Below are 18,183 nucleotides of genomic sequence, written 5' to 3'. Positions count from 1 at the left end.
GCTAGACCCCCAACTTTGCGGCGATTTTGGGCAACAGCTCCCGCTCTATCGATTCATAGACTCTCTCAAACACCTCCATTGGCCTTCCATCAGGATCAGGGAAGCTTTGATGGAGCCTCTCTATGGGCACAGGAAAGAGAGGGCAGCTCTCTTTGGCGTGATCGCACACGCTCACCACCAAATCAAACTCCTCCCCCATCACGCTCTCTAGCGTCTTGCTGTGATACTCCTCCCTCCAGATTCCCCTCTGGCAAAGAAGCTGCTTGGCGTTTGGATTGACCTTGCCATTGGCGCGCACTCCCGCGCTATAGGCTTTGATCTTCCCCTCATAGCGAGCGTTAATGAGCGCTTCAGCGAGAATGCTTCGGCAAGAGTTGCCCGTGCATAGAATCAATACTTTTTTCATCCCTCATTCCTTTTTTCAATTCAACTCTACAGTAGCCCCAAAAGCGCCACAAAAAGCACGGGAGGCGTGATGATTAGCCCCACCTTCATATAAGCCCCCCAAGTCACCCTGACCCCTTTTTGCGCCAACACATGGAGCCAAAGAAGAGTCGCCAAAGAGCCAATAGGAGTCATTTTGGGCCCCAAGTTGCAGCCTAGAATATTCGCATAGGCCAACGAACTCTCGCCCATATGATCAATGGCGATATCCATCACCATGATGGTGGGCATATTGTTCATCACACTACTCAAAAAGGCCGCCAAAAAGCCCGTTCCCACAATAGATGCAGCCTCTCCCTGGGTGTGAAGCCATGACAAAATCTTGCCAATCTCATCGGTGAGTCCCGCATTTTTAAGCCCAAAGACCACAATATAAAGCCCGATACTAAACCAGACCACCTGCCAGGGGGCGCTCTTTAAAACCAAGAGGGGATCAGTCGCCCTATAGAGAGTCGCCAAAAGCAAAAAGAGGAGTGCTCCGCCTAGGGCAAAAAGCGAGACGGGAAGATGATAGATATCCCCGATAAAATAGCCCACCAAAAGAAGCGCGAGAAAATACCAGCTAAGCTTAAACATCACAGGGCTCTTGATGGCACTGCTTGGTTTGGGAAGCGATTCTATCTCCACATAAGCAGGAATCGCTCGCCTAAAAAAGAGCCAAAGCACCGCAATAGAAGCGAGGATGGAGAGAAGATTGGGGAAAAACATCACCCTAGCATACTCTAAAAATCCAATCCCAAAATAGCCCGCTGTGACAATATTAGTGAGATTAGAGATCACCAAAGGGTTGCTCGCACTATCAGCGATAAAGCCCCCCGCCAGCAAAAAGGCGAGAGTGGCCTTGGAAGAGGCACGGAGATAGTGCATCTGCGCTAGAAGAATCGGGGTGAGGATGAGCGCGGCACCATCATTGGCAAAAAAAGCCGAGACTAGGGCTCCTAAAACCAGCATATAGACAAACATCAAATTCCCATTACCTCTGGAGAGTCGAGCCATATGGAGCGCGCTCCACTCAAAGAATCCAATCTGATCAAGCACCAAAGAGAGGATAATGATTCCAATAAAGGCCAAGGTTGCATCCCAAACAATTCCCGTCACCTCAAGCGCATCCCCTAGGCTCACCGTCCCAAGCAAAAGCGACACGATCGCTCCCATCACCGCCACGGTGCCAAAGCCAATACCCCTAGGCTGCCAGATAACAAGCACAATGGTCAAAATAAAAATCGCTAAAGCTAGACTCACGATTCTTCTCCTTTGATCTCACACGCAGAGATCTTAGGGGGAAGAGGAAGGGAGAGCTTGGATATCTGCTCGATGAAAAGCGCTTGTAAGGGAGCTTGAGAAGCGAGGGCGTAATAGGCCCACTTCCCCTCGCGTTTCACCTCTAAAAATCCCGCCTCTTTAAGAATCTTGAGATGCCTTGAGATTCTTGATTGAAAAATCCCCAAGGAGGCCTCTAGCTCACAGACACAACACTCTCCCTCTCGCACCAAAAAGGCTAAAATCCTAAGACGCGTCTCATCGCTTGTGGCAAAGCCGATCTTGAGCAGCTCATCCATTCCAAAACCCTCCCGCTCTTTTCTCATATAAACATATACGAAATTTTATATATGAATAACTGCGGAAAAGCTTAAGAAAAGAGGGAGAGGAGCTCCAAAGGAGTCCTCTGCAGCATTTGATTAAAGCACGTTTTTAAACAGCACTCCCATGCCCCACGCAAAATAGATCACCATCCACGCGGTCATGATTCCCAAGGTGTAGTTGGCGAGCTTGCTCACCACGACATCTTGGCTGGCGTCAAACACGCCCTGATTCTTTCCTACTTTCCACGCCATCGTGAGCAAGAAAGCCACTCCGACTCCGCCCATGATCAAGAAAGTGAGCAAGAACATCACGATGGAAGGAATCTCTAGATTCACGGGATAGTCATAGATGTTATAGCCAAGCCCCACCATAAGATCAAAGCGAATCAGCTCTCGCATTCCTGAAATCAAAAGAGCGACCACCACCAGCACGCCTGTCGTAAGGTAGCTGTTGCTATTTTTGGCGCTCAAAGCCAAAAGCCCCAAAACGCCCACCACAATAGCAATAGAAAGGGGGCTGAAAAGATAATCCACGCTCCACATCCAGAGCAAAAAGAGCACCGCACTAAGCAAAAGACCCGCTACTGCCAATCTCGTGCCAAGAGTTTGGGTGAATTCTACATAGGCTTTAGAGAAGTCACTCCTTGTGCTCACAAATTGGGCGTAGTTTTGTAAAAAGATTCCGATCACAGGCAGCGCTAGACTCACCATGAAAGCGAGTCGAATCACATCCATATTGAACACCCAACCACTTGTATCGACTTTGCCATTAGGCGCATACATACTCATCCAATCCTGGGGCATGATCGAAGTGAGTGCGAAGTTGTGCATCAAAATCCCACAAAAAACAAGAATCAAGAAAGAAGCTGCCCCAATAAGAGTCCCGCCACCTTTTTGGGCTTTGTTGGCGTAACTGTACCAATAATAGACCGAGTATCCCACCACGAGTGCATAGACAAAGGTGAAGACCCACATTCCTGATAGCGTGTTGGCGACATACCAGTTAGGATCATAGATCACCTGCGTGAAAAGCAGCGGAGCAACCCCCAAAACAATCAGAATCGAAACACTGATTTTACCCGTTTGGATGAGATGGGGCGTCAAAATTCTCCAATTCTCATCGCCTTTTTGCCGTGTTGAGCCATAGAGTGAAAGCGCCAAACTTCCCAAAGCAAGCAGAACAAAGGCGATGTGCAGCGCCCACGTCAAAATATAGAGAGCCTGAAACACCACAGGATAAAAAGGGACTCCCGCAGGGTCTCTTAGAGCCAGCAAAACAGATGCGTCCATATCTTCTCCTTAGTAGTTTTGTGCGGCTAGCCACGCGGCCATCGCCTCTTTTTCATCTTCAGGTAACGCCAACTTTGGCATATACAAGAAGGCACCCTCTCCTATCGAATCAATAATCGCCTTGATTCCCTCTTTAGGCATTCCTTGGAGTCTGGCTTGAAGAGGTCGATAAACCCCTGTTTTTTCCAGTGAGTGGCAGTGAGAGCAAGACATTTTCACCAAAAGCTCACCCGCTTCGAGCTGATTGCCCTCTGTGAGATTTTTTAGGTGTTCAGGAATCCATGGAGTCGCCACAAGGAGCCCTTTTTCGGCGATAAGAGGCAATTCATTCTTGATTCCCTTGCCCTCCACATCACGGCTAATGAGCTGATTGGAATAGATATATTGCCCTGCTACATAGGGCTTTCTCATGCTCTCTCGCAACTTTTCTCCTTGCCAAAGCCCCCCGATGAGAATCACGAAAATCATCGCACTCGCCAGAGGTACAGAGATGAATCGAGGTTTCAGAATCGCCAAAATAAAGTAGAGCGAAAAGAGCGCAGTGAGGTAGAGGCGATTGAGAATGATTTGATCTTTTTGGAAAGCAAAGACCGCGTAGGCATTTTCAGGGAGCGTTCCCATATACCACATAAAGAAAAATAGCGTGACAAAACCGCCTATCATGCTCACATAGCCCATGGTTTTGGTGAGTTCGTCTGAGAGCTCAGGATTCTCCCTTTTCATCGCGCTAGAGATGAGCATCCCAATCACCCCTGACATCATGATCATAAAGCCGATTCTTAAGAACATATGAGGGAAGGTATTCACCCCAAAAAAGGCGTCACTCGCGCTTCCTGTCGCATAAAACGCCTCCGTTCCAGGCCACATCATGAAGCTAATGATTCCGATGATGAGCGCTAGCGTGCCCACCGAAGCAATCGCGAAAGAGAAGGTGAGTTTGAGGTGGGTTTTGCGATCGATCTTGTCCATGAAATAGACCAATGCAAACACCCCGATAACCTCATAGACGAAAAAGACCCACTCTGTCGCCCAAACCCAGACAAAGTTATGAATCAGCGCGCTAATCCCCCTAGGGCTTGCAGCAGTCGCGGTGTACCATATTCCAGGCCCAGTGATAGAGCCAATCACATAAGAGAAAATCAACAAAAACATTCCATATTTTTTCATATACGGATAGAGATCGCTTCGATCCTCTTTATATGCTTTGTACGCCAAAAAAGCGAACAGCATCGCCGCTCCTACGGAGGTGTGTGACGCTAACATATGTATCGTCCCCGTCACCCCCATCATCCAGGCGCTGCCATATTCTGGAAAATAAAATAGTGGGAATTGCCCAACCATATCCATGACCCATCCTTTCTCTGTTTATTTTTTATCACAAATGAAATTATATTCATCAATGTTATTTATCCGTTAATGAATATTTTGAATATTATTTTTATGTTAAATGATAAAAAATATCCTCATTCTAAATCGAGCTAAGCTCAAGCTTACTTCGCCCCTTCTGCTCAACTTTTGAGCACTTTTCTTAGGCACTTTTTGGCTACAATATTTCCAACACACTTCAAATCACCCAAAAAGGAGTTTCCATGAAAAAATCTCTCAGTCTTCTAGGTCTGTCCGCTCTCCTTGTCACCTCCAGCCTCCAAGCCGCAGAGTTCTTCACCATCGGCACAGGGGGAGTCACGGGAACTTATTATCCCACAGGAGGCGCTATCTGCCGCCTGGTGAACAAAGAGCGCAAAACCAACAATCTAAGGTGCAGTGTCGAATCCACGGGTGGCTCTGTTTATAATGTCAACAGCATCATGAGCGGCGAGCTCGACTTTGGAACCGTGCAAAGCGATGTAGTCTACAACGCCTATAATGGTCTAGACAAGTTTGAAGGCAAACCCAATAAAGAGCTAAGAAGCGTCATGGCAATCTATCCAGAGCTCCTTGCACTTGTGGTCTCCAAGGCCTCTGGAATCGCCAAGCTAGAGGATGTCAAAGGCAAAAAGATCAATGTGGGCAATCCCGGCAGCGGCAATGAAGCCACTGGCTTGATCGTCTTTGATGCCTTTGGAATCAAAAAGAGCGACCTAGCCCAAGCAGGGGTGCTCACCGCTCCTGAGTGCCCTATGGCGCTTAAAGATAAGAAGATTGATGGCTATTTCTATATGGTCGGCCACCCCACAGCCAACATCACCGATGCGGCTAACTCCCTCCCCGTTGATATTGTAGATATCAAAGGAGAGAAGGTGGACGCCATCCTCCAAAAATACCCCTACTACGCCAAGGGAATCATCCCCCAAGGTAGCTACCCCGGAGTGGATCGAGATGTTCATAGCCTAGGAGTCAAAGCCGTTCTAGTGGGAAGCTCTAAAGCAAGCGACAAGATGGTTGAGGCGATCGTGAAAGCAATTTTGGACAACTTCGATGAGTTCAAAAATCTTCACCCCGCCTACAAATCCGTCACCAAAGAGTCTCTCCTTGAAGGCTTGAGCGCCCCTTTGCATCCTGCGGCTGAGGCCTATTACAAAAAAGTCGGTCTTTTAAAGTAGGGCTGGCTAGATGAGTTTTATTTCACAAAAAGCCTATCATGTCACTAGTGACCATATCGAAGAGCTAGAAGGCCAGCGTCGCCTTCATGAGCGCCCCCTCCTCTTTTGGGGGATTGCTCTCTTGGCGCTTGGCTGGTCGATCTTTCAACTCTATGTTGCCTTTTTCCCAACCAACTCCACTATGACGCGCTCCATCCACTTAGGATTGGCGCTCATGCTCGCTTTCTTGCTCTATCCTATCCACTTTCACGATTCCCACAAGAGCAAAATCCCCTTCTATGACGTGATCTTGGCGGTGGCTGGCTCCTTGGGTGCACTCTATATCTTCCTTGATTTCTATGGGCTCTCCCAGCGCCCTGGAGCCTATTTGGAGCGCGATATCATCATCGCCCTTTTGACAATGGTGATTCTGCTTGAAGCGAGTCGCCGCGTCCTTGGATTGGCTTTAGGAATCGTCGCCTCCTGCTTTTTGATCTATGACTTCTTTGGTCCTTATATGCCCGACCTCATTGCCCACAAAGGGGCGAGCATCGAGAAGCTTGCTGGTCATATGTTTCTCACTACTGAGGGAATCTTTGGCGTCCCCCTAGGCGTGAGCGCTAGCTTTATCTACCTCTTTGTGCTCTTTGGCTCACTACTAGAGAAGGCGGGCGCAGGCGAGTATTTTATCAACCTCTCCTACGCACTCCTTGGTCGATATCGCGGAGGGCCTGCCAAGGCTTCAGTCGTGGCTAGCGGCCTAACAGGGGTTGTTTCAGGCTCTTCCGTTGCCAATGTTGTAACCACAGGGACTTTCACTATTCCTCTTATGAAAAATAGTGGAATGACAGGCGAAAAGGCCGCTGCTATCGAGGTGGCTGCCAGCGTGAATGGCCAGCTCATGCCTCCTATCATGGGAGCCGCTGCTTTTATCATCGCCGAGTTTTTGGGGATGAACTACACGCACATCATGTTTGCCGCAGCCATTCCTGCCTTTGCGACCTATTTTGGGCTCTTTTATATCATTCACTTAGAATCGTGCAAACTTGGGCTCAAAGGGCTCTCTAAAGAGGAGCTCCCCCCTAAGCTTGCAACCTTTCTCTCTGGGGTCCACTATCTTGTTCCCATCTTCTTTTTGCTCTACACGCTTCTTGTGCTTAACGAATCGGTGATGTCCGCTGCGTTTAACGCCATCATGCTGCTTTTGCTCATCATGGCGACCCAACGCCCTATCCAGAAGCTCATGCGCCAAGAACCCTTAGAGAGACGGGATTTTTTGATCGGATTTGAAGAGATTTTCTGGGGGATGGTCACAGGAGCGAAAAACATGATTCCCATCGCCCTCGCCACCGCCACCGCAGGAATCATTGTCGGTTCGGTGACGCTCACGGGAATCGGGCAGGTTTTGGCTGAGATTGTGGAGACGCTCTCAGGCGGAAATATCTTCATCGTCCTAGCCCTCACCGCGCTTATGTCGCTCATCCTTGGCATGGGTCTCCCTACGACGGCCAACTACATCGTCGTCGCCTCGCTCACCGCACCCGTGATTTTGATGCTAGCGCATGATAATGGATTTTTGATCCCAGCGATTGCGGCTCACCTCTTTGTCTTTTACTTCGGAATCCTTGCCGATGACACGCCTCCCGTGGGAATCGCCGCCTATGCTGCGGCAGGCATTGCCAAATCAGACCCTGTAAGAACAGGCGTGCAAGGATTCTTGTATGACATGAGGGTGGCGATTTTGCCCTTTATCTTCTTTTTCAACACCGATCTGCTCCTCATCGAATCGGTCAATCCCGCCAACCCAAGCGACCCTAATGGCTGGGTCTGGATCACCAATCCTTTTGAGATTGGACTCATCTTTACGATGGCGTGTGCGGGTCTTTTTGCCTTTGCCTCAGTGGTGCAGGGCTATTTCCTCACACGCCTCAATCTTTTGGAGCGCGCGCTTTTATTGCCCGTGATTCCTTTGACTCTTTTGCCCGAACAGATGGGGGAATTTTTGACTCTGCCTTTTGGAGAGGGAGGCTCTTTCGCTTTAGGAACGATTTTCTATTTTGGGGTCTATCTCTCCCAAAAATACAAACTTAAACATCAGGTCGCAGGGGTTTAGCCCCTAAGACCTTGAATGAGGATAATAAAAATAGCCACAGGCGCGACAAAACGCACACAAAAAAGCCAGATTTTGAAGAAAAAGGGTGGCATATATCCGCCAAACATCCCATAGACTCGATTCTTATCCAACACAAACCCCACAAAAATACAAAGCGCCACTCCAGCCAAAGGCATGAGCAAGGCTGAACTGCCAAAGTCAAGCCAATCAAAGATGCTCTTTCCGCCCCATTTCAGACTCTCGCCATACGCCTTAGAGCCTCCAAGGATCGCCAAAACTCCTAGCGCATAACTCACACCCATCACTGCCCAGACCGCTTTAGAGCGCTTCCAAGAGCGTCTCTCAATAAGATAGCCAAGCAGAGGCTCAGCCAAAGAGATCGCCGAGGTGATTCCCGCAAAAAGGAGGGCAATAAAAAAGAGGAGTGAGATGAGCTGTCCCACAAGCCCCATCTGCGCAAAAATCACGGGCAGAGAGATAAAGACTAGCCCTGGTCCCCCGCTAGGGTCGCTTCCAAACTCAAAAAGAAAGGTGAAGATCACCAAGCCCGCCACCACCGCCAAAAGCGTATCAAGAAAAGCGACATAGAGAGCAGAGGAGACAAAATTTCCTTTTTTCGGAAGTGAAGCCGAGTAGGTCATGATCGTTCCTACGCCTAAAGAGAGCGTGAAAAAGGCCTGTCCTACGGACATGAGCACCACATTGGCGTTGATCTTCTCCCAGTGGGGCGTGAACATAAAAGCCAAAGATTTTCCAAAACTATCCATGCTAAGCGCATAAAAAAGGAGAGCAATAAAGATCAAAAAGAGAAGCGGCATAAGAATCATATTAATCTTCTCAATTCCCTGTTTCACCCCTTGAGTGAGAATGTAACCACAATAGCCAATGACCAAGAAATGGAAAAAAACCTGCGTGAAAATCGACTCAGAGACCAGCTCGCCAAAAACCCCTTGTGCTTCGCTCACGCTTGAGGGCAGTCCGCTAAGAGAGACAAAAATATAGTGGATGAGCCATCCAACCACCACGGAGTAAAAAGAGAGAATGAGCACGCCGCTTAAAATCATAAAGCCCGCGTATTTCCAATATCTCCCCCCGTGGGGTGCGAGCGATTCGTAGGTGGAGACAGGATTCTTCTCACTTGTTCTCCCTAGAATCATCTCTGCCAAAAAGACGGTCAATCCGATAAAAACCACCGAAAGCAAAAAGATCGCCACAAAAGCTCCGCCCCCATTTTGCCCCGTCATATAGGGAAACTTCCAGACATTTCCTAGTCCGATAGCGCTCCCCGCCGCTGCGAGAATAAACCCGATTCTTGAAAATCTACTCATACTCAAAAGAGAGACTCCTAAATGATTTTGCTTAAAAAGGGATTTTATCCAAAAGTCAATCTTTTTTGAGCTCTCTTTTGTCTATGAAATAGGCTTTGGCGGGCGCGCGATCTTTTACTTTAGGCTAGAGCGTTCCAAAAAGCAGCTCCAAAGTTTGTGTGCGAGAATAGAGAGGGGGAGATGCTCAAGCTCTCCTAGGGGAATCCAAGAGGGCTTACTATCCCCGGGGAGGGAGCGTATCTCATAGAGGTGGGCAGTGATTTTGTATTTGGTGTAGCCATGCTTAATCATTCCAAGACTAGAAGAGTCTAAAGGCGCCCCTAGAAGCGGCACAAATCCCCAAAGTCCCTTGTAAAGCCTCTCTTGACTCTGCACCATCGCCACCCTCCCCTCTTGGATACAGATTCCATAAAAGAGCTCCAGCTCCTCATAGCGCCTCGTCTTAGAAGGGGTGTATCGCAGGGGATCCTCTTTGCCCTTGCACCAGGGAGAGAGAGGGCACTCTTGGCAAAGCGGATTCTTGGGCTTACACAGGAGCGCGCCCACATCAAGGAGCGCTTGATTGTGATCAAAGGCGGCGAGTGGATTTAAAAACTCTTCCGCCCTCCTCCATAGCTCTCTCTCGCCCACCCCCAAAAGAGCAAAGAATCGACTGAGGATTCGCTTGATGTTGCCATCGAGGATGGCCACACTCTCTCTAAAACCAAAACAGGCGATCGCTCTAGCCGTATAAGCGCCAATGCCAGGCAATCCCTCAAGCTCACTCACGCTTCTTGGAAGTCCCTGCTGGCAGGTTTTGGCTAAGGCGTGAAGATTTCTTGCTCTAGAGTAGTAGCCAAGCCCTCGCCAAGCCAAAAGAATCTCCGATTCTTCTGCCCTAGCGATACTCTCAAGCGTCGGGAATCGCTCCAAAAAAGGATAGTAGAATCGCTCTAAAACCGTATTGACTTGCGTCTGCTGGAGCATCATCTCGCTAATTAAGATTTCATAGGGGTGCAGGGGATGGCGCCAAGGGAGGTGATGCCTCCCATTAGCTTGGTACCACAAAAGAAGAGATGTTTGAGCGTCTTGGTGCATGGCTAGAATTGTAGCCAAAAACGTGTGGAATGACCCCGCATTTGTAGACACAACCTAATTCTGCGAAGCCACATTTTGGTCCTCACCCGTCAATCTTGCAACGCGCTTTTTACTGATTAAAATACCTGATGTCACAAGATTTTTTGTAACAGTTCGATATCCATAAATACGCCCACTCTGCTCATAAGCCTCTTTGATGTGGTGTTGTACCCCTCCCCAAAAACTAGACCGAATATGAGTTGATAACTTCTGCTAAAATAATTGCAGGAGTTAGGAATGAAGAAGAGTAGATTTACAGAGAGCCAAATTGTGGGCATTTTAAATGAAGTAGAAGCTGGGATGAGAGTTTCTGATGTGTGTCGTAAACATGGTGTTAGTAATCAAACCTTTTATGTGTAGAAAAGTAAGTATGGAGGTATGAGCGTCTCGGACATAAAACGTCTCAAAGAGCTAGAGAATGAGAACGCTAAGCTTAAAAAGATGTTTGCAGATATGGCACTTGAAAATCACGCACTAAAGGATCTTTTAGAAAAAAAGCTCTAACGCCTGACGGTAAACGAGAAGCTGTAGAGCATCTTCATAAAGAACATGAGCTTTCTCTTCGTCAGGCATGTAAAATAGTTGGACTAAATCGTAGCAGTTTTTATTATCAAGCTACACCAAAAGAGGATAGAGAGGTGATTGATGCGCTCAATCACTTTGCTACTAAGCACATCCGTAATGGTTTTAAAAAGCTCTATCTTCGAATTCGTAATGCAGGATATGATTGGAATCATAAACGAGTATTATACTGCCACTAAAATTCAAGACAATAAATTGAAAGGTTTATCTTCCTAAATGGTAGAATTTTCTAAAGATTTAGGAGAGGAAAAAATGAGTAGAAAAAGAAAAAGCTATAGTGCAGAATTTAAAACTAGAGTTGTCTTAGAATTACTAGGTGGCGAAGAGACTGTAGCACAGATTGCCAGTAAATATGAGATTACACCAAAAAGTCTCATTGATTGGAAAAAGCAGTTTTTAGAGAATGCATCACTAGTATTTGATGTAGGTTCGGCTACTAAAGCCTATAAAGATGAGATAGAAGAGCTAAAAACAGAGAATGATGCTCTAGCAAAGAAATTAGGAAAAACAACCATAGAGAGGGATTGGGCAGTGGGAAAGCTAAAGAGCTTGGGCTTATCAAATAAAAAAGATCTTGTCACACCCAAGCTAAAGAATCTCTCCATGGCAAGACAATGTGAAATAATAGATTTAAATCGCTCAACCCTTTATTATGAACCTAAACCCATATCAGACAATGATTTAAAAATCATGAAAAGGATAGATGAGATATATACTGATATATCCTCAACCTATGGCTATCGGTTTATGCATAGGCAGCTTTTGGAAGATGGATTTTCAATTGGTGTAAATAAAGTCAATAAGCTAATGAACACTATGGGGATACAGGCAATCTTTCCAAAAAAGAAACGACACACATCCATTAAAAACTATAAACATAAAATCTATCCATATCTACTACGAGAGCTTGAAATTAACAGAGCCAATCAGGTTTGGAGTGGAGATATTACCTATATCCCAATCAAGGGTGGTTTCGTGTATTTGTGCGCCATTATTGATTGGCACAGTAAAACGATACTCTCATGGAAAATATCAACAACTATGGATACATCTCTTGTAACAGATGTTTTAAAAGAAGCCATTGAAAAATATGACATTCCTGTAATATTCAACTCCGACCAAGGTAGCCAATATACCAGCCATGAACATACAGAACTTCTCAAGAAACACAACATTCAAATCTCTATGAACGGTAAAGGCAGATCCATTGATAATATTGCCATTGAGAGATTTTTTAGGACTTTAAAATATGATGAAATCTATATCAATGAGTATAGCTCTATTTCAGATCTCAGATTTAAGGTTTCAAGATATATCAATTTTTACAATCACAATAGATTTCATTCAGCACTAAATTATCAAAAGCCCATGAATGTTTATCTAGAAGGGTTGAAAAACGTTGCTTAAATTAAAGGCTAGAGGCTGGAAGATGAATTCTCAAAAAGTTGTCTTGACAAATGGTGGCAGTATACAAGTCTTTAGGACTTAATATGCGCCCTAAAACAAAGCACTGCCTGCCAGAACGTGTGCAGACACCACTGCAAGAGTTGGAGTGTATCAATGATGTTTGGTCTATGGATTTTATGTCTGATACTCTTTGGTATGGCAAACGCTATCGCCTACTAAATATCATTGATGAGTACAACAGAGAATTTTTAGATGTAGAGATAGATACATCACTCCCTGCGCATAGAGTAATCAGAGTGCTAGAGCGTGTTTGTGAATATAGAGGGTATCCAAATACCATCCGTGTTGATAATGGTCCAGAGTTTATCTCTACACAGCTTGAATTATGGTGTAATAAGCACAATATCACACTAGATTTTATCAGACCCGGAAAACCTATCGAGAATGCTAGAGTTGAAAGATTTAATGGTAGCTTTAGAAGAGAATTGCTCAACTGCTATGTGTTTGGATCACTCAGTGAAGTGAGGGAAAAAGTTAAAGAGTGGAAATATGACTATAATCATCACAGACCACATGAGGCATTGGAAAATTTAAGCCCTATCAAATATTTACAAAAGCATAATCAGGACAAGAAATTATCAGCTTGACCTTGGTCTAAAAATTGGGGAGGGGTACATCTATTCTCATCCCCATTATCCAAACCAACACTAAGCTGATAAAATCTACTTTTGATTATGCCTTTTGAGGAATTGGATAGGGCTTAAATTATCCAATGCTTCATGAGAGAGGTAAAAATATGACAATCCAACAATCCTCGTCACATACTTCCGTTGAGTCTTTCCACTCTTGCGTTCTCTATGGGTTTGCTTGGACCGTATAAGATTTAATGTGAGATAGGTGATAAGTAATGATTGGCTAATCTAAATGGTAAAAGAAAATTTAAATCTTTTTCTCCTACAATGGTTATCAAGAAAGTTTATACCTAAGAGAGTCCCAAGGCTTGGGAGCTACATGGCCTTTTCGCTTCTTCCTTCTCTGTTTTATACGCACCTCTATCGTGTAGTGTTTGGGCAAACTTTCTACCTCCACTCAACTCAACGATAAAGGAATCTTTCATGAGCCAATACGAAGCCTACTATCCCCTATGGGAGAAGCTCAACATCGATGCCGCCAAGCTCGAAGGTGCCCTTGGGGCTGCTCAAAAGCGTCACGCTGATCTCTTTTTGACCCAAGCAGATCGCCCCAAAGCGATGGGCTATTTTGATGATCTCTGGGGCAATCTCCAAACAGGTCGAATCGCCGAGCTAGACAAGCTAAAGAGCGAAGGCAAGCCTCTTGTGGGAACCTTCTGTATTTTTGTGCCTGAAGAGAGTGTGACCGCCGCTGGGGGCGCCTGTTATGGCTTGTGTAGTGGTTCTCCAGCCTCCATTCCTGAGGCAGAAAAAGAGCTCCCCCGCAACATCTGCCCCCTCATCAAATCCGCCCATGGTTTCAAACTCCTTCGCGTTTGCGGCTACACCCAAAGCAGCGACTTCATCTATGGCGAAACCACCTGCGAGGCAAAGAAAAAAACTTGGGAGATTCTCGCCAAACACCACCCCGTGCACGTCATGCACATCCCCCAAAAGAAAGATGAAAAGAGCATGAGACTCTGGCGCGAAGAGGTGGAGGAGTTTCAGGAGCACATCGAAGAGGTGGTCGGGCGTAAACTCAGTTTTGAAGAGCACAAAAAAGGCGTAGAGATCATCAATGCCAAGCGAAAGGCTCTCCGAAGACTTGATGCTCTGCGTGGAATGCATGGTGATATCATGCCCATTAGCGGGCTGGATAGCCTTTTGGTGATGCAGCTCAGCTTTATTGATGAGCCCGTGCGCTTCACCGAAGCACTCAACACCCTTTGTGATGAGCTTGAGGAGCGAATCAACGCCCAAAAGAGCGTCTTTGAAAAAGAGACCACACGACTCATGATTCTTGGCACCCCTTTTGCCGCACCCAACTGGAAACTCCATCAGATTGTTGAGAGTAGCGGCGGAGCCATCGTGAACGAAGAATCATGCATCGGCCATCGCTACTTCAAGGATGATGTCAATCTTGAGGGCGTCACCACCAACGAAGAGCTCACCGCCCGCATGATGGAGCGCTACAAAAATATCGACTGCGCCTGTTTCACCCCCAATGAAGCCCGAATCGAAAAGATCGTCAAGATGCACAAAGAGCGCCAAACCGATGGAGTCATCTATTACACTCTCTCTTTCTGCCACACCTACAATGTCGAATCGCACCTCGTGGCCGAAGCGATGAAAAAAGAGGGGATCCCCTTTCTAGCTATCGAATCAGACTACTCTCCTGAAGATGCGGGACAGATCAAAACTCGAGTGGAAGCCTTTATCGAATCGATTCGTCTCAAGAGGGGCGCGTAGAGAATGTTTTGGGGAGTGGATATCGGCTCGACCTACACCAAACTCGCTGCTTTCAGCGCTGATGGCGTGCTAGCAGAGACTCACACGCTGCACACCCAAGTGCGCCAAAGCGAGCGTGTGGAGGAGTTTTTAAAAGGGCGAGTCGTGACAAAGATTCTAGCGACTGGCTATGGGCGCGACAGTCTCAAAGAGGCCCTCTCCTGCCCTAGCGTGAGCGAAATCCAAGCCCACGCCAAAGGGGCAAGCCACTTCTTCCCCGAAGCAAGCCTTGTGATTGATCTAGGGGGACAAGATAGCAAGGTGATTGAGCTTCGCGAGGGGCAGTTTGTTGATTTTCGTATGAACGACAAGTGCGCCGCAGGCACGGGGAAATTCCTAGAAATCGCCGCCGCTAGACTAGGGATGAGCCTAGAGGAGTTTGGAGAGGCGTGCGCCCACTACGATAAATCCATCGAAATCTCTTCCATGTGCGCCATTTTTGCCGAATCAGAGCTCATCTCCCTCATCGCCAAAAATGAGACTCCCTTCAATATTGGCGCAGGAGTGCATCGCTCTATTGCCACAAGGCTGGCCAACATGGCGAAACGATTTGACACGAGGGGCCTGGTCGTCTTTAGTGGCGGTGGCGCCCTCAACTCACTCCTTAAAACCATGCTTGAGGAGGAGCTAGGCGCGAGCCTACACACCCACCCCTATCCTCAACTCAATGGCGCCATTGGCGCTGCTTTGCTAGCCAAGGGAGAGTGAATCTCTCCCCAAACTCTGCTATAATCCACCAAAAAGAGACTCCCCAATGCCAACCCTAAAAGAGCTCATCGCCAAACTTCCCAAAGCCGAACTCCACCTCCATATCGAAGGCTCTTTGGAGCCTGAGCTTATGTTTGAGCTAGCGCAAAAGAATCGCATCCCTCTCCCCTATAAAAGTGTCGAGGAAGTGAGAAAAGCCTACAGCTTCACCTCGCTTCAATCCTTTCTTGATATCTACTATGCAGGAGCGAAGGTGCTTCTCACCGAATCAGACTTTTTTGATCTAGCATGGGCTTATTTGCTTCGATGCAAGGCTCAAAACATCTGCCACACAGAGATATTTTTCGATCCCCAAACCCACACTTCACGAGGAGTGAGTTTTGAAACCGTGATAGAGGGTATCACCAAAGCCCTTGAAAAGGGCGAAAAAGAGCTAGGAATCAGCTCTTTTCTCATCATGTGTTTTTTGCGCCATCTAAGCGAATCAGAGGGTTTTGAAATCTTGAAATCCTCGCTCCCCTTTAGAGAAAAAATTTTAGGCGTGGGGCTTGATTCTAGCGAAGTGGGACATCCGCCCTCCAAGTTTGAACGCCTCTTTTTGGAGTGCAGAAAAGCTGGTTATAAAATAGTCGCACACGCAGGGGAAGAGGGAGATAGCTCCTATATTTGGGAGGCAATCCACAAGCTTCAAGTGGAGCGAATCGATCATGGGATTCGTTGCGAAGAGGACGAGAATCTAGTGGAGTGGCTCATCCAAAAACAGACACCCCTCACGGTCTGCCCCCTCTCCAATGTCAAGCTTCAAGCCGTCAAGAATCTCTCTGAGCATAACATCTTAAGACTGCTCCGCAAGGGTGTTTTAGTCACGGTCAACTCAGATGACCCTGCCTATTTTGGAGGTTATCTTAACGAAAACTATGAGGCACTCAGTGAGCATTTAAACGCAAGCAAAGAGGAGCTAAAAGCCTTAGCCATCAATAGCTTCAAGGCCTCGTTTTTGAGCGAAGAGAAAAAAATGGATTGGATTAAGCAGATCATTTAACACGGCGCGAAGTCGCGCCGCATCACCGACAAAAAAGACAAACAGGAGAAAGGAAGGTTAAACTTTCCCCTCCGCCTGCAACTCTTTATAGTAGAAACTATGAAGAATCGCTACCTCCTCTTCACCCATATGACCATCTAGGATGGAGTGCAATGCACCCTCAATCGCAAAGGCTGCCATATAGATGTGAGTCATAAGGAGAGCCACCACAGCAAACCCCACTACATTGTGCAAGATCGCCATGAGTCTTAGGGTCTCAATATTGCCCTCTTGGAAGAACATCACATAGCCACTATAGACCATGAAGAATCCTCCCATCGTGCAGACCCAGAACCACATCTTCTGACCCGCATTGAATTTGCCTGCAGGAATAGGTCTCTTCACCTTGCTTAGATACCCTCCAAGAATGAGCATCCAGTCGATGTCATACATCTTAAAGAGAGCGTGCTTCACCCACATGATGAACATGAGGGGACCAAAGATCGCAAAGATGATCGTGGCTAATCCATGCACATCTCTAGCGAATCGAATAAAAGCTCCACCCCCTAGGGCATCTCCAAAGACCATCAGAAGTCCTGTGATGCAAAGAAGCACAAAGGGAATCCCTGCAATCCAGTGCACCATGATGTTGAAGGTGTTAAAGACCTTGATCTTCTTCCCCTCATGAGAGAATCGCTTGGGTCCAATCACCATATAGTGACCTAGGAAGACCAAAGGGATAGCGATGATGATCGCTAGGAAGATAAGAGCAAAGTAACCACTTTGCAAGAAGGTGAAGAGCTCTCCTAATCCTCCTATTCCTCCAATCTCTCCAAGACCTAGAATCCCTCCACTTCCCCAAGTGGGGATTGCCTCAATCATGGGCTTTCCATAGATTTGGGTGTTGTAGCTGAAATCCAAGGGCTCCTTGAGATTCTCAGAAGCTTGTGCCCCCAAGGCTCCCAGAAGGGAGAGGAGGGGCAATAGAGGCTTTTTCATTCTTAATCCTTGTAGGCTTGTGACCAGGTGTAAGGAACACTGGCTGTTCCACTGCCTCGCTTGAGCACTCTCTCACGAATGATGAGCGAGATGCTATCAGAATCTCCTGCTAGGAGTGCCTTGGTGGAGCACATCGCTGCACATACAGGGACTTTGCCCTCAGCGATACGATTCTGTCCATAGAGCTTATACTCCTTCTCGCTGTGAGTCTCTTCAGGACCTCCAGCACAGAAGGTGCACTTATCCATAGGTCCTCTTGAACCAAAGATTCCACTCTTGGGGAATTGAGGAGCACCAAAGGGGCAGGCATAGAGGCAGTAACCGCATCCAATGCACTTCTCTTTGTCATGCAATACAATCCCATCGGCTCGAACATAGAAGCAGTCCACTGGGCAGACCTGAGCACAAGGGGCATCAGAGCAGTGCATGCAGGCAATAGAGAGGGATTTCTCTTTGCCTACAAGACCTTCATTGAGGGTCACCACTCTTCTTCGGTTGACTCCCACAGGAAGGTGATGGGCCTCTTTACAAGCCACATCACACCCATGACAATCAATACATCTAGCCTCATCACAATAGAACTTGACTCTAGCTTGACTTTCCATGCTTCA

Annotated in this window: 16 protein-coding genes and 2 pseudogenes; 8 read left to right on the top strand and 10 right to left on the bottom strand. The window is 47.0% G+C overall.

Going from position 1 to position 18,183, the window contains the following annotated elements; genetic code table 11:
* Nucleotide 1: 1 nt before the first annotated feature.
* The 5 genes from WS_RS03620 to WS_RS03600 all read right to left on the bottom strand — a co-directional run bounded on the left by WS_RS03620 (nucleotide 2) and on the right by WS_RS03600 (nucleotide 4,547).
* Complete coding sequence (locus WS_RS03620) at nucleotides 2-406, bottom strand: arsenate reductase ArsC (RefSeq protein ID WP_011138666.1); 405 nt, start codon at nucleotides 404-406, stop codon at nucleotides 2-4.
* A gap of 26 nt (nucleotides 407-432) precedes the next feature.
* Entirely contained in the window at nucleotides 433-1,686 is a 1,254-nt protein-coding gene (locus tag WS_RS03615) for an arsenic transporter (RefSeq protein WP_011138665.1), read from the bottom strand.
* Complete coding sequence (locus WS_RS03610; protein ID WP_041571730.1) at nucleotides 1,683-2,003, bottom strand: ArsR/SmtB family transcription factor; 321 nt, start codon at nucleotides 2,001-2,003, stop codon at nucleotides 1,683-1,685. Before WS_RS03610 ends, WS_RS03615 begins: the two co-directional genes overlap by 4 nt.
* A 120-nt stretch (nucleotides 2,004-2,123) precedes the next feature.
* Nucleotides 2,124-3,317 (bottom strand): hypothetical protein, encoded by a 1,194-nt coding sequence (locus tag WS_RS03605; RefSeq protein ID WP_011138663.1) that lies wholly within the window; start codon nucleotides 3,315-3,317, stop codon nucleotides 2,124-2,126.
* A 9-nt stretch (nucleotides 3,318-3,326) separates the two neighbouring features.
* Nucleotides 3,327-4,547 (bottom strand): c-type cytochrome, encoded by a 1,221-nt coding sequence (locus tag WS_RS03600; RefSeq protein ID WP_232013703.1) that lies wholly within the window; start codon nucleotides 4,545-4,547, stop codon nucleotides 3,327-3,329.
* 359 nt (nucleotides 4,548-4,906) lie between these two features.
* On the opposite strand from WS_RS03600, the gene WS_RS03595 reads away from it, so the two are divergent.
* The gene (locus WS_RS03595) at nucleotides 4,907-5,860 is read left to right on the top strand and encodes a TAXI family TRAP transporter solute-binding subunit (protein ID WP_011138661.1); all 954 of its coding nucleotides are present in this window, start codon (nucleotides 4,907-4,909) and stop codon (nucleotides 5,858-5,860) included.
* A gap of 10 nt (nucleotides 5,861-5,870) precedes the next feature.
* Entirely contained in the window at nucleotides 5,871-7,952 is a 2,082-nt protein-coding gene (locus tag WS_RS03590; protein WP_011138660.1) for a TRAP transporter permease, read from the top strand.
* On the opposite strand, the gene WS_RS03585 is transcribed toward WS_RS03590, so the two are convergent.
* The 3 genes from WS_RS03585 to WS_RS11285 all read right to left on the bottom strand — a co-directional run bounded on the left by WS_RS03585 (nucleotide 7,949) and on the right by WS_RS11285 (nucleotide 10,555).
* A complete protein-coding gene (locus tag WS_RS03585) occupies nucleotides 7,949-9,280 on the bottom strand; it encodes a sodium-dependent transporter (RefSeq protein WP_011138659.1) in 1,332 nt (443 codons plus the stop codon). The genes WS_RS03590 and WS_RS03585 overlap by 4 nt on opposite strands.
* A gap of 114 nt (nucleotides 9,281-9,394) precedes the next feature.
* Entirely contained in the window at nucleotides 9,395-10,357 is a 963-nt protein-coding gene (locus WS_RS03580) for an A/G-specific adenine glycosylase (RefSeq protein ID WP_011138658.1), read from the bottom strand.
* Nucleotides 10,358-10,411: 54 nt separating this feature from the next.
* Nucleotides 10,412-10,555 (bottom strand): IS3 family transposase, encoded by a 144-nt coding sequence (locus WS_RS11285; protein WP_408646045.1) that lies wholly within the window; start codon nucleotides 10,553-10,555, stop codon nucleotides 10,412-10,414.
* A gap of 78 nt (nucleotides 10,556-10,633) precedes the next feature.
* Here WS_RS11285 and WS_RS10905 point away from each other — a divergent pair.
* From WS_RS10905 to WS_RS03550, 6 genes and pseudogenes are all read left to right on the top strand, one after another.
* Nucleotides 10,634-11,142, top strand: a pseudogene (locus WS_RS10905) (IS3-like element ISWsu1 family transposase); the annotation flags it as partial.
* 52 nt (nucleotides 11,143-11,194) lie between these two features.
* Nucleotides 11,195-12,385, top strand: coding sequence for an IS3-like element IS1302 family transposase (locus tag WS_RS03570; protein ID WP_011138235.1), 1,191 nt, complete (start codon nucleotides 11,195-11,197; stop codon nucleotides 12,383-12,385).
* Nucleotides 12,386-12,444: 59 nt separating this feature from the next.
* Nucleotides 12,445-13,032, top strand: a pseudogene (locus tag WS_RS03565) (IS3-like element ISWsu1 family transposase); the annotation flags it as partial.
* A gap of 468 nt (nucleotides 13,033-13,500) precedes the next feature.
* Entirely contained in the window at nucleotides 13,501-14,805 is a 1,305-nt protein-coding gene (locus WS_RS03560) for a double-cubane-cluster-containing anaerobic reductase (RefSeq protein WP_011138656.1), read from the top strand.
* Between the two features lie 3 nt (nucleotides 14,806-14,808).
* The gene (locus tag WS_RS03555; protein WP_011138655.1) at nucleotides 14,809-15,552 is read left to right on the top strand and encodes an acyl-CoA dehydratase activase; all 744 of its coding nucleotides are present in this window, start codon (nucleotides 14,809-14,811) and stop codon (nucleotides 15,550-15,552) included.
* Between the two features lie 46 nt (nucleotides 15,553-15,598).
* A complete protein-coding gene (locus tag WS_RS03550) occupies nucleotides 15,599-16,594 on the top strand; it encodes an adenosine deaminase (RefSeq protein ID WP_011138654.1) in 996 nt (331 codons plus the stop codon).
* 57 nt (nucleotides 16,595-16,651) lie between these two features.
* On the opposite strand, the gene WS_RS03545 is transcribed toward WS_RS03550, so the two are convergent.
* Both WS_RS03545 and fdh3B read right to left on the bottom strand, forming a co-directional pair.
* Nucleotides 16,652-17,572: a formate dehydrogenase subunit gamma gene (locus tag WS_RS03545; RefSeq protein ID WP_011138000.1), complete on the bottom strand. Its 921-nt coding sequence runs from the start codon at nucleotides 17,570-17,572 to the stop codon at nucleotides 16,652-16,654.
* A gap of 2 nt (nucleotides 17,573-17,574) precedes the next feature.
* Entirely contained in the window at nucleotides 17,575-18,177 is a 603-nt protein-coding gene (gene fdh3B / locus WS_RS03540) for a formate dehydrogenase FDH3 subunit beta (RefSeq protein ID WP_011138001.1), read from the bottom strand.
* Nucleotides 18,178-18,183 lie beyond the last annotated feature (6 nt).

The organism is Wolinella succinogenes DSM 1740 (assembly GCF_000196135.1).
GTDB classification, from domain to species: Bacteria; Campylobacterota; Campylobacteria; order Campylobacterales; family Helicobacteraceae; genus Wolinella; species Wolinella succinogenes.
Note: the sequence above shows the minus strand (reverse complement) of the source record. Positions and strands in the feature narration are given on the sequence as shown.